10 protein-coding genes are annotated in these 11265 nt (G+C 69.7%); 7 read left to right on the top strand and 3 right to left on the bottom strand.

From position 1 onward, the window contains the following. Positions 1–71 precede the first annotated feature (71 nt). Together IEZ09_RS26285 and IEZ09_RS26280 are read right to left on the bottom strand one after the other, a co-directional pair. Positions 72–758 carry a DUF305 domain-containing protein gene (locus IEZ09_RS26285; RefSeq protein ID WP_189256428.1) on the bottom strand — a complete coding sequence of 229 codons (687 nt, stop codon included), beginning with the start codon at positions 756–758 and terminating at the stop codon, positions 72–74. Further along, positions 758–1585 carry a thioredoxin-like domain-containing protein gene (locus IEZ09_RS26280; protein WP_189256437.1) on the bottom strand — a complete coding sequence of 276 codons (828 nt, stop codon included), beginning with the start codon at positions 1583–1585 and terminating at the stop codon, positions 758–760. The genes IEZ09_RS26285 and IEZ09_RS26280 overlap by 1 nt, the downstream gene beginning before the upstream one ends. 169 nt (positions 1586–1754) lie before the next feature. Between IEZ09_RS26280 and argS the strand changes: the two genes are divergently transcribed. The 6 genes from argS to rho all read left to right on the top strand — a co-directional run bounded on the left by argS (position 1755) and on the right by rho (position 10243). After that, complete coding sequence (argS, locus tag IEZ09_RS26275; RefSeq protein ID WP_189256427.1) at positions 1755–3383, top strand: arginine--tRNA ligase; 1629 nt, start codon at positions 1755–1757, stop codon at positions 3381–3383. Beyond that, a complete protein-coding gene (lysA, locus tag IEZ09_RS26270) occupies positions 3383–4801 on the top strand; it encodes a diaminopimelate decarboxylase (protein ID WP_189256426.1) in 1419 nt (472 codons plus the stop codon). Before argS ends, lysA begins: the two co-directional genes overlap by 1 nt. Then, positions 4798–6099, top strand: a complete 1302-nt coding sequence (locus IEZ09_RS26265) for a homoserine dehydrogenase (protein WP_189256425.1) — start codon at positions 4798–4800, stop codon at positions 6097–6099. Before lysA ends, IEZ09_RS26265 begins: the two co-directional genes overlap by 4 nt. Beyond that, positions 6096–7151 (top strand): threonine synthase, encoded by a 1056-nt coding sequence (thrC, locus tag IEZ09_RS26260; RefSeq protein ID WP_189256424.1) that lies wholly within the window; start codon positions 6096–6098, stop codon positions 7149–7151. The genes IEZ09_RS26265 and thrC overlap by 4 nt, the downstream gene beginning before the upstream one ends. Beyond that, on the top strand, positions 7148–7993 hold the full coding sequence (gene thrB, locus IEZ09_RS26255) for a homoserine kinase (protein ID WP_229812969.1): 846 nt from the start codon (positions 7148–7150) through the stop codon (positions 7991–7993). Before thrC ends, thrB begins: the two co-directional genes overlap by 4 nt. A 321-nt stretch (positions 7994–8314) precedes the next feature. Further along, positions 8315–10243 (top strand): transcription termination factor Rho, encoded by a 1929-nt coding sequence (gene rho, locus IEZ09_RS26250; protein WP_189256422.1) that lies wholly within the window; start codon positions 8315–8317, stop codon positions 10241–10243. Between the two features lie 94 nt (positions 10244–10337). Here the strand turns inward: rho and IEZ09_RS26245 are convergent, their stop codons facing one another. Then, a complete protein-coding gene (locus IEZ09_RS26245; protein ID WP_189256421.1) occupies positions 10338–10724 on the bottom strand; it encodes a hypothetical protein in 387 nt (128 codons plus the stop codon). Between the two features lie 245 nt (positions 10725–10969). Here IEZ09_RS26245 and rpmE point away from each other — a divergent pair, with 245 nt between their 5' ends. After that, the gene (gene rpmE, locus IEZ09_RS26240) at positions 10970–11182 is read left to right on the top strand and encodes a 50S ribosomal protein L31 (RefSeq protein WP_030472471.1); all 213 of its coding nucleotides are present in this window, start codon (positions 10970–10972) and stop codon (positions 11180–11182) included. The last annotated feature ends 83 nt before the right edge of the window (positions 11183–11265 follow it).

Raw genomic sequence — 11265 nt, 5'->3', positions numbered from 1 at the left:
TTTACTTAGCCAGTCCAACTTTCCGGGACCAGTTCAGTGGAGGAAGGAGCCCTTCATCGAGCACGACCTGGCTACGGCAGCGGGGCGGCTCCGCGCTTCGCCAGCAGGTCCTTCATGACGTCGAGCTCCGCGGTCTGCGACTTCAGCATGTTGTCGGCGAGCGTCCGAACGAACGGCTGCCCCGCCCGCTGGGCCGCGAACTCGGCCATCGGCGCGCCACCCGTGTGGTGACGGATCATCAGCTGCAGGAAGTACACCTCGAGGTCGCGGCCGGAGAGCCCGCGCAGCTTCGTGAGCTCCTCGGTGGTGGCCATGCCGGGCATGAGCGGCTTGCCCGGTTCGGCGGTCGTGGCGCCGTGGCCGTGGATGCCCGCGTCGTTCATCCACGCCATGTAGACGCCGTTGGGCGACTGCTCGTGCTCGTTCCACATCATCAGCCAGCCCTTCATCCGCCCCACCTGTTCGAGCTGGGTGGAGGCGATGTCGAAGGCGAGCTGCCGGACGTCCGGGTCGGTGGTGCGGTCGCGGGCGATGTTGGCCATCTGGATGCCCTGCAGGTGGTGCACCGCCATGTCCTGGCAGAAGCCGACGTCCACGGAACCGGAGGCCGGTGCCGCGGACGTCGTCGAGCCGGGGAGCTTCACGAGCAGGCCGATCGCCGCGCCCAGCAGGAGCACGGCGAGGACGGCCGCGGTGATGACGAGGGTCCGGGCGACCCCGGAGGGACGCCCGGTCTCGGTCTCTTCCGGTGAGGTCATCAGCTGGACGGCGGCGTCGAGGCGGAGCCCGACGACGGAGGCGTGCTCATGTCCGGCTGCTGACCTTCGGTCTTGGACTCGTCCTTGCCGCCGTCCATCGGCACCGCGTCGGCGCCCGGCTTCTCGGCCACGAACGGCGCCGGGTTGGCCAGGAACTGCGAGTTCTCGCAGGACGCGCCGACCTCGGGGTAGGTGTTCGGGTTGCGGCGCAGCGAGGAGATGAACTGGTCGATGCGCTCGTCGTCGGCGCTGTCCAGCTTCAGCTGGTGGCCCCACGACTGCAGCGAGATCGGCTTGTCGAGGCCGGGGAACGGCGACAGCATCGTGTACGGCTGGCCCTCGGCCTTGGCCTTGAGCTTGTTGAGCGCGTCGTCCTTGATCTGGTCGGGGTTGTACGCGATCCAGACGGCGCCGTGCTCGAGACCGTGGACCATGTTCTCGGTGCGGACGGCCTTGTCGTAGACGACACCCGTGCAGTCGGCCCACTGCGAGTCGTGCGGGCCGCCGAAGGCGGGGGTCTGGTCGTAGGCGACGCGCTGGGTCGGCTCGACGTGGCGGGAGCCCTTGTAGTCCTTGATCACGATGCCCGCGAGCTGCGTCGACGGGTCCTTGTTCGTGTCGGAGGGCTTCCACTTGGCCAGGGCGGCCTCTTTGACGTTGTTCGCGTGGATCTGCGAGTACGCATACCCGAACACGCCGCCGGCCAGGCCGAGCACGGCGATCACCGCGATGATCGTGCCCCACGGCTTCGGCTTGCTCGCCACCACGGAGGAACGCGCGGCCGCCACGCTGCTGCGTGTGGCCTTCGTCTTCTTGCCGCTTACCATGTCCGCCTCAGATGTCGTCCTGGTCAACCGGCGCCAGTGTAGGGACTTCGTGTCTGATCACTGTCAGCGCGTAGCGATACCACGTGGGCGTTAACACTTGCCGTCTCACCCTCCGAGACCCGGTAACCCGGTCGAGACCTGCGACAACGCTTCTCTAGACTCATGCGTCGTGACCCCTGAAGCGCTCGCCGATCTCGTCTGGACCGCGGTTGCCCGGTTGCTGGCCGACCGACGTCTGGACACCACCGCGCTCCCCGAGCAGGTGACCGTCGAGCGACCCAGGAACCCCGAGCACGGCGACTACGCCACGAACATCGCGCTCCAGCTCGCCAAGAAGGTCGGCGTCGCACCGCGCGACTTCGCCACGTGGCTCGCCGACGCCCTCGCCGAACAGCCCGCCATCGCCAAGGCCGACGTGGCCGGACCGGGCTTTCTGAACCTCACCATCGCCACCGAGGCCCAGGGCGCCATCGTCGAGGACGCGCTCAAGGACGGCTACGGCACCGGCAGCGAGCTCGCCGGCCAGAAGATCAACCTGGAGTTCGTCTCCGCGAACCCGACCGGCCCCATCCACCTGGGTGGTGCGCGCTGGGCGGCCGTCGGCGACGCGATCGGCCGCGTGCTGCAGGCCCGCGGCGCCGAGATCACGCGCGAGTACTACATCAACGACGCGGGCGCGCAGATCGACAGGTTCGTCGGGTCGCTGATCGCCGCCGCGAAGGGCGAGCCCGTGCCGGAGGACGGCTACGCGGGCACGTACGTCGGCGAGATCGCGGCCGAGGTGCTGCGCCGCGAGCCGGGCGCGCTCGGCGACCCCGCGACCGTGCGCCGCGTCGGCCTCGAGCTGATGATCGACGAGATCAAGCGCAGCCTGGACGACTTCGGCACCCACTTCGACGTCTTCTTCTCCGAGCTCTCGCTGCACCAGAGCGGCGCGGTCGCCGACACCGTGGCGAAGCTCAAGGCCAACGGCTCGCTGTACGAGAAGGACGGCGCCTGGTGGCTGCGGTCCACCGACTACGGCGACGACAAGGACAGGGTCGTCATCAAGGGCGACGGCAACCCGGCCTACATCGCCGGTGACATCGCCTACCTCGCGGACAAGCAGAGCCGCGGCTTCGACCGGTTCATCTACATGCTCGGCGCCGACCACCACGGCTACACCGCACGTCTCAAGGCGGCCGCGGCGGTGCTGGGCGGCGACCCGGACAGCGTCGAGGTGCTGATCGGCCAGCTCGTGAACCTCGTCAGCGGCGGCCAGCCGGTGCGGATGAGCAAGCGCGCCGGCACCGTCATCACGATGGAGGACCTGGTCGACGCGGTCGGCGTGGACGCGGCGCGGTACGCCATGATCCGCTCGTCGGTCGACTCCAGCCTCGACATCGACCTCGACCTGCTGCGCAAGCACAGCAACGACAACCCGGTCTACTACGTGCAGTACGCCCACGCGCGCACGTCGTCGATCCTCCGCAACGCCGCCGACCTCGGCATCACCCCAGGTGGGGACTTCGCGCTGCTCACCCACGAGCGCGAGGGCGACCTCATCCGCACGATCGGCGAGTTCCCGCGCGTGGTGGCCACCGCCGCCGAACTGCGGGAACCCCACCGCGTGGCTCGCTACCTAGAAGAGCTCGCGGGCACGTACCACCGCTTCCAGCAGGACTGCCGCGTGCTTCCACGCGGTGATGAGGAGACGACTCCGTTGCACCAGGTCAGGCTTCAGCTCGTCAACGCGACCAGGCGGGTCTTCGCCGCGGGCCTCGGCCTGCTCGGCGTGACCGCCCCGGAGCGCATGTGATGCGCGCGCACCCGGCCGGACCCCGGCACGCCGACGTCCTCGTCCCCGGCAACACCGCCGGAGACCGCCCTTCGACCGCGGAACAGCTCGACCACCTGCACCCGAACGTGTGGCCGCGCAACGCCAAGCGCAACGACTCCGGCGTCGTGGAGCTGGCGGGCGTGGACGTGCGCGCGCTCGCCGAGCAGTACGGCACCCCGCTGTTCGTGATGGACGAGCAGGACTTCCGCGCACGCTGCCGCGAGCACGCGGAGGCGTTCGGCGACCCGACGCTCGTGCACTACGCCTCGAAGGCGTTCCTGAGCGTGCAGATCGCGAAGTGGGTGGCCGAAGAGGGCCTCTCGATCGACGTCAGCAGTGGTGGCGAGCTCGCGATCGCTCTCAGGGCGAACTTCCCCGCTGAGCGCATCGCGTTGCACGGCAACAACAAGAGCGTTCCCGAGCTGATCGCGGCCGTCGAGGCCGGCGTCGGCGGCATCGTGCTCGACTCGTACCACGAGATCGCCCGCCTCGACCAGATCGCGCGCGAACGCGGCGTGGTGCAGCCGGTGCTGATCCGCGTGACGGTCGGCGTCGAGGCGCACACCCACGAGTTCATCGCGACCGCGCACGAGGACCAGAAGTTCGGTTTCTCGCTGTCCTCCGGCGACGCGGCCGAGGCGGTGCGCCGCGTGCTCAAGGCGAGCGGTCTCAAGCTCGTCGGCCTGCACAGCCACATCGGTTCGCAGATCTTCGACGCGTCCGGCTTCGAGGTCGCCGCGCGGCGCGTCATCGGGTTGCTCGCGGACATTCGCAAGGAGCACGGCGAGATCGAGTCGCTGACCGTCGTCGACCTCGGCGGTGGCCTCGGCATCGCCTACACGCCGGACGACGACCCGCCCCCGCCCGCCGAGCTCGCGCGGCAGCTGCACAACATCGTGCAGAAGGAGTGCGAGCACAACGGCCTGGAGATGCCTCGCATCGCGGTGGAGCCGGGCCGTGCGATCGTCGGCCCCGGCACGGTCACCGTGTACGAGGTCGGCACGATCAAGGACGTCGAGCTCGACGGTGGCGCGCGGCGCCGGTACGTCAGCGTCGACGGCGGCATGAGCGACAACATCCGCACGGCGCTCTACGACGCGGTCTACGACTGCAAGCTGGTCTCACGTGCCGCGGAGCCCGAGTCGCGGGCCGTGCTGTGCCGGGTCGTGGGCAAGCACTGCGAGTCCGGCGACATCGTGGTGCGCGACTGCTGGCTGCCGGACGACCTCGCGCCGGGCGACCTCGTGGCGATCGCTGCGACGGGGGCCTACTGCTACTCGATGGCGAGCGGGTACAACCGACTTCCACGGCCCGCGTTCGCCGCGGTGTCCGGTGGAGAGGCGCGGCTGCTGCTGCGCCGGGAGACCGAGGACGATCTGTTCCGTCTGGAGGTATGAGAGCCGTGAAACCGATTCGGGTCGCCTTGCTGGGTTGCGGCACGGTGGGCACGGAGGTAGTCCGGCTGCTGACGGACCAGGCCGAGGACCTCACCCAGCGCATCGGCGCGCCGGTTGAGCTCGCGGGCATCGCCGTGCGCAGGCCGAACAAACACCGAGAGGTGCCGGAGCACCTGCTCACCACGGACGCCGCCGCTTTGGTGTCGGCGGACGACGTGGACGTGGTCGTCGAGGTGATCGGCGGCATCGAGCCGACGCGCGGGCTGCTGCTGGAGGCGTTGAAGGCGGGCAAGTCCGTCGTCACCGCGAACAAGGCGCTGCTCGCCGAGCACGGCTCGGACCTGTTCGAGGCCGCCGACTCGTCCGGTGCGGACCTCTACTTCGAGGCCGCCGTCGCCGGTGCCATCCCGTTGCTGCGCCCGTTGCGGGAATCCCTTGCGGGAGACCGGATCACGCGCGTCATGGGCATCGTGAACGGCACGACGAACTTCATCCTGTCCGCGATGGACGCCACGGGCGCGGGCTACGGCGAGACGCTCGAGGAGGCCTCGCGGCTCGGTTACGCGGAGGCCGACCCGACCGCGGACGTCGACGGGTTCGATGCCGCGTCGAAGGCCGCGATCCTTGCGTCCCTTGCGTTCCACACGCGAGTGACGGCGGCGGACGTCTACCGCGAGGGCATCCGTTCGGTGTCCGCGGCGGACATCGCGGCGGCGAAGGGCCTCGGCCGCACGGTGAAGCTGCTCGCGATCTGCGAGCGCGTGGTGTCCCCGTCCGGCCAGGAGTCCGTCGCCGTGCGCGTCCACCCGGCCATGATCCCGAGGACGCATCCGCTGGCTTCGGTCAACGGTGCGTTCAACGCCGTGTTCGTCGAGGCCGACGCGGCGGGCGAGATGATGTTCTACGGGCAGGGTGCCGGTGGCGCCCCGACGGCGAGCGCGGTGCTCGGCGACCTGGTCGCCGTGGCGCGCAACAAGGTCGCGAGTGGACGTGGTCCGCGCGAGTCGGCCTACGCCGCGCTTCCCGTGCAGCCCATGGGAAACACGCCCACGCGCTACCACATCAGCCTCGACGTGGCGGACAAGCCCGGTGTCCTCTCGCAGGTCGCCGCGGTGTTCGCCGAGCACGACGTCAGCATCGCCGCGGTGCGCCAGGAAGGCCGTACCGAGGACGCCAGCCTGGTGATCGTCACGCACGCGGCGACCGACGCCGCGCTGCGGTCCACTGTGGACAAGATCGGCGGTCTCCCGGTGGTGCGGGAGGTCGTGAGTGTGATGAGGGTGGAGGGCGAAGAATGAGCGCCGCTGTGAAGCCGGGCTGGCCAGGGCTCATCCACGCGTACCGCGACCGGATCGAGATCCCCGAGGGCGCGGAGATCGTCACGCTGCACGAGGGCGGCACGCCGCTGGTGCACGCCAAGCGGCTCTCCGAGGTCGCCGGCTCCGAGGTGTACGTGAAGGTCGAGGGCGCGAACCCGACCGGCTCGTTCAAGGACCGCGGCATGACGGTCGCGATGACGTACGCCCTCGCGTCCGGCATCAAGGCGGTCATCTGCGCCTCCACCGGCAACACGTCGGCCTCCGCCGCGGCCTACGCGGCCAAGGCGGGCCTGACCGCCGCCGTGCTGGTGCCCAGCGGCAAGATCGCGATGGGCAAGCTCGCGCAGGCCGTGATGCACGGCGCGAAGATCCTGCAGATCGACGGCAACTTCGACGACTGCCTGGAGCTCGCGTCCAAGACGGCGGCCGAGTACCCGGTCACGCTGGTGAACTCCGTCAACCCGGTGCGGTTGATCGGTCAGCGGACCGCGGCGTGGGAGATCTGCGACGTGCTCGGGCAGGCGCCGGACTTCCACTGCCTGCCGGTCGGCAACGCGGGCAACATCACCGCGTACTGGCAGGGCTACCTAGCGTACGAGCAGGGCCTGCCCAAGATGTTCGGCTTCCAGGCGGCGGGCGCGGCGCCGCTGGTCAGCGGTGTGCCGGTGGCGAACCCGGAGACCATCGCGACCGCGATCCGCGTCGGCAGCCCGGCGTCGTGGACCGGTGCCGTCACGGCCCGCGACGAGTCCGGCGGCCTGATCGACTCCGTCACCGACGACCAGATCCTGGCGGCGTACCGGTTGCTCGCGGGCAGCGAGGGCATCTTCGTGGAGCCCGCGTCGGCGGCGTCCATCGCCGGTCTGCTGAAGACGGCGGAGGACGGCCGGCTGCCCAAGGGGTCGACTGTTGTGTGCACGGTCACCGGTCACGGTCTCAAGGACCCGGACACCGCGCTGCTCGGTGTCACCGAGGTCGAGCCGGTCCCGGTCGACCCCGGCGCGGTCGCGCACGCGCTGGAGCTCGCGTGAGGTTTCTGGTTTCCGTCCCGGCGTCGACCGCGAACCTCGGTTCGGGGTTCGACGCGCTGGGCATGGCGCTCGGGTTGTACGACGAGATCGAGGTCGCCGTCGCCGACGGTCTCTCGATCACGGTCGAAGGCGCCGGATCAGGTGACGTCCCGCTCGACGAGTCGCATCTCGTCGTGCGGGCCGTCCGCGCCGCCGGCTACCCCGGCGGGCTCGCCCTGAAGTGCCGCAACGTCATTCCGCACGCACGTGGACTGGGCTCGTCGGCCGCAGCGATCGTGGCGGGTGTCGCAGCCGGATTCACCCTGACGGGTCGCGAGTTGGACACGGACGCGTTGCAAATCGCTGCCGAGTTCGAAGGTCACGCGGACAACGCCGCTGCCTCTCTGTACGGCGGTGTTGTCGTTGCGTGGTCCGAAGGAGAGCGATTCCGCGCGGTCCGGATGGAGCCCGACGCACGGGTGCGCCCGGTCGTGCTGATCCCGTCCCAGGAGTCGTCCACCAAGACGACGCGCGGCCTGCTTCCGGCCGAAGTGCCGCACGCCGACGCCGCGCACGCCGCGGGACGGGCTGCCCTGGCGGTGCACGCGCTGACGTCGGATCCGTCCGTTCTCCTTGCCGCGACTGAGGATCGCCTCCACCAGAACTACCGCGAGCCCGCGTGGCCCGACACCGTCCGGGTGATCAACGATCTTCGCAAGCTCGGTGTTCCCGCCTGCGTGTCCGGAGCGGGACCCACCGTGATCGCGTTCGGCGACCTGCCGGCCGAGGTCGACGTGACCGGCTTCGACGTGCGGAGACTCGACGTCGACACGGCTGGCGTGCGCGTTCGTCCATTGGACTGACACGCGCGACCCCGGTTGTTGCATGCGGGGAGACCGGCGTCTACCCTCGGGGGCGATCAGTCACCGCGCGCACGGGCGCCGGTGTCGCGCCCGGACACTCGTTCCGGGTCGCAATCCTTTTGTGTTCCGGCTCTGTGCCGTGCGGGCGGGGCGGACGCAAAAGAGGCACCCGATCGCCGTGTGACCTGAGAAAAGTCCCGTGCTTGCCGGAAGCGGTGTGTGCTTCCGTCTGCATCGGACTGACCGTCGTTCCCCAGTTGAAGCGGGAAGACGGGTCCGCTGGGCCGCGTAGGAGGCGGGGCCTGGTCAGGAAGGACATGTGTGAGCAACACCGATTTGCTGAGCAGCGACGTCGCAGCTGCTTCTGGTTCTGGAGCCGAGGAGACCGCTCTGTCCACCCCTTCGAACGGCACGACGCCGCGCCGCCGCGCGGGTCTGTCCGGCATGGTGCTCGCGGAGCTGCGTGAGCTCGCGGGCCAAATGGGCATCACCGGAACCGCTGGCCTGCGCAAGGGCGACCTGATCGCGGCCATCAAGGAGAAGCAGGGCTCCGGCGCCCCTGCCAAGGCGGAGAAGCCCGCGAAAGCAGCGAAGGCTCCCGCAGCCGAGAAGCCCGCGGCCGCCGAAAAGCCTGTTCAGCAGCAGCTCGAGGTAGCGGAGCAGCCCGCTGCCGCCGCTGCTCCCGCTGCCGCACCCGCCGAGACCGGCGCGCCGTCGGAGGACGGTGGCCGCCGAGGCAACCGCCGCCGTCGCTCCGGCCGTGGTGGCGGCAATGCCGAGGCCGGCGAGGGCCAGCAGTCCGAGCAGCGCGCCGAGCGTCCGGAGCGCGCCGAGCGTTCCGGTGACCGCCAGGAGCGTTCGGACCGCGGTGACCGCCAGGAGCGCGGCGACCGCCAGGACCGCGGCGACCGCGGCGACCGCCAGGACCGCGGTGACCGCGGCGACCGCGGCGGCCGTGACCGCAACCGCGACCGCGACCGCCAGGGCGGCCAGCAGCAGGACGGCGACGAGGAAGGCGGCCGTCGTGGCCGGTTCCGCGACCGTCGTCGCCGCGGTGGCCGTGGCGAGGGTGGCGAGCGCGGTGACCGCGAGACCGAGGTGCGCGAGGACGACGTCCTGCTCCCGGTCGCGGGCATCCTGGACGTGCTGGAGAACTACGCGTTCGTCCGCACGTCGGGCTACCTGGCCGGCTCGAACGACGTCTACGTGTCGCTCTCGCTCGTCCGCAAGTACGGCCTGCGCCGCGGCGACGCCATCACCGGTGCCGTCCGCCAGCCGCGCGAGGGCGAGCAGCAGCGCCAGAAGTTCAACCCGCTGGTCCGCGTCGACAAGATCAACGGCCTGGACCCGGAAGAGGCGCGCAACCGCCCGGACTTCACCAAGCTGACGCCGCTCTACCCGAACGAGCGCCTGCGCCTGGAGACCGAGCCGCACATCCTCACCACCCGCGTCATCGACCTGGTGATGCCGATCGGCAAGGGCCAGCGCGCCCTGATCGTGTCGCCGCCGAAGGCCGGCAAGACCTCGGTGCTGCAGGCGATCGCCAACGCGATCACCAAGAACAACCCCGAGTGCCACCTGATGGTCGTCCTCGTCGACGAGCGTCCGGAAGAGGTCACCGACATGCAGCGCTCGGTGAAGGGCGAGGTCATCGCCTCGACCTTCGACCGCCCGCCGTCGGACCACACCACCATCTCCGAGCTCGCCATCGAGCGCGCGAAGAGGCTGGTGGAGATGGGTCACGACGTCGTGGTGCTGTTGGACTCGATCACGCGTCTGGGCCGCGCCTACAACCTGGCAGCCCCGGCTTCCGGCCGCATCCTGTCCGGTGGTGTCGACTCGACGGCGCTGTACCCGCCGAAGCGCTTCCTCGGCGCGGCCCGCAACATCGAGGGCGGCGGCTCGCTGACCGTCATCGCGACGGCGCTGGTCGAGACCGGCTCCGCCGGTGACTCGGTCATCTTCGAGGAGTTCAAGGGCACGGGCAACGCCGAGCTCAAGCTGGACCGGAAGATCGCCGACAAGCGGACGTTCCCGGCCGTGGACGTCGACTCGTCCGGTACCCGCAAGGAAGAGCTGCTGCTCTCGCCGGACGAGATGGCGGTCACGCACAAGCTCCGCCGCGTGCTGCACGCTCTGGACGGTCAGCAGGCCATCGACCTGCTGCTCGACCGGCTGCGCAAGTCGCGCACCAACATCGAGTTCCTGATGCAGGTGGCGAAGACGACGCCGGGCGCCGAGCAGGACTGATCGCCCGCGTGAGTTTCACGTGAAAAGACCCCCGCTGCTGGTCAGCGGGGGTCTTTTCGTGTTCGTTCACTCGAATGCCGGAGCCATGTGGGCTTCAGCGGCAGTCCGAGGCAGGCGCGCTCTCGTCGTTCTGCACCAGGCACTGGAACACCAGGCCCAGCAGCACCGGCAGGCCCACCACGGCCGTGACCAGCGCGGGCACCTCCACCGCGCCCACCAGCACTCCGAAGGCCAGCACCGACGCCAGATACGGCCAGCGCACCCAGGTCCGCTGCCAGGAGCGGCGCCACCGCACCCCACCGGACACCGCAGCAGCCACCGCCACTCCGGCACCGGACACCACCGGCGACAACGGCACGGTCGTCCAGGAAGCGGTGATCAGCCCGGCCGACCCCATCAGGCCGAACACGGCGGCGGAGAACAGGAACGGCACAGCCACCCACAGACGCGGGCTCATCGGCCGTTCGGCGGTGCAGAACACGGCACACAGTCTGATGGAAGCTCTCCAACAACACGGAGCCGTATGTGGCCGAACGGGCGCACCTTGCGCCGAACGGCGTATCACGGAGGTTGAACGGTTGTGACTTCCGACACCCGGAAGCGCGGGGAACAACCGCGTTTTTGCACGTGTTGAAGGGTCTGGCAAACTAAGCGGTCGAGTCCGGCTCCGGTTCACCCGTCATCAGCAACAGGGACCCGGCGGCCATCCTTGAAAGGGACAAGATCTTGAAGACTGGAATCCACCCGGAGTACGTGACCACCGAGGTCACCTGCGGCTGCGGCAACACCTTCACCACCCGGAGCACCAAGACCTCCGGCTCCGTGCACGTCGAGGTCTGCTCGAACTGCCACCCGTTCTACACGGGCAAGCAGAAGATCCTGGACACCGGTGGCCGCGTCGCGCGCTTCGAGGCGCGTTACGGCAAGCGCAACAAGTAGCTGCGTTCACGGCGCCTGACCTCGGCAAACGAGCCGAGGTCAGGCGCCGTTGCCGTCTGTACGACCACCACTAGGGAGTCCTC

This window comes from Lentzea flava (assembly GCF_014648475.1).
Lineage (GTDB): Bacteria > Actinomycetota > Actinomycetes > Mycobacteriales > Pseudonocardiaceae > Lentzea > Lentzea flava.
The sequence above is the reverse complement of the archived record's forward strand: the minus strand, read 5'-3'. Positions and strand labels throughout refer to the sequence as shown.

Bases quoted from the DNA above. Each gene is read 5' to 3' on its own strand.
- IEZ09_RS26265 (WP_189256425.1), top strand. From the start codon at position 4,798: ATGAGAGCCGTGAAACCGATTCGGGTCGCCTTGCTGGGTTGCGGCACG.
- IEZ09_RS26280 (WP_189256437.1), bottom strand. From the start codon at position 1,585: ATGGTAAGCGGCAAGAAGACGAAGGCCACACGCAGCAGCGTGGCGGCC.
- IEZ09_RS26285 (WP_189256428.1), bottom strand. From the start codon at position 758: ATGACCTCACCGGAAGAGACCGAGACCGGGCGTCCCTCCGGGGTCGCC.
- lysA (WP_189256426.1), top strand. From the start codon at position 3,383: ATGCGCGCGCACCCGGCCGGACCCCGGCACGCCGACGTCCTCGTCCCC.
- thrC (WP_189256424.1), top strand. From the start codon at position 6,096: ATGAGCGCCGCTGTGAAGCCGGGCTGGCCAGGGCTCATCCACGCGTAC.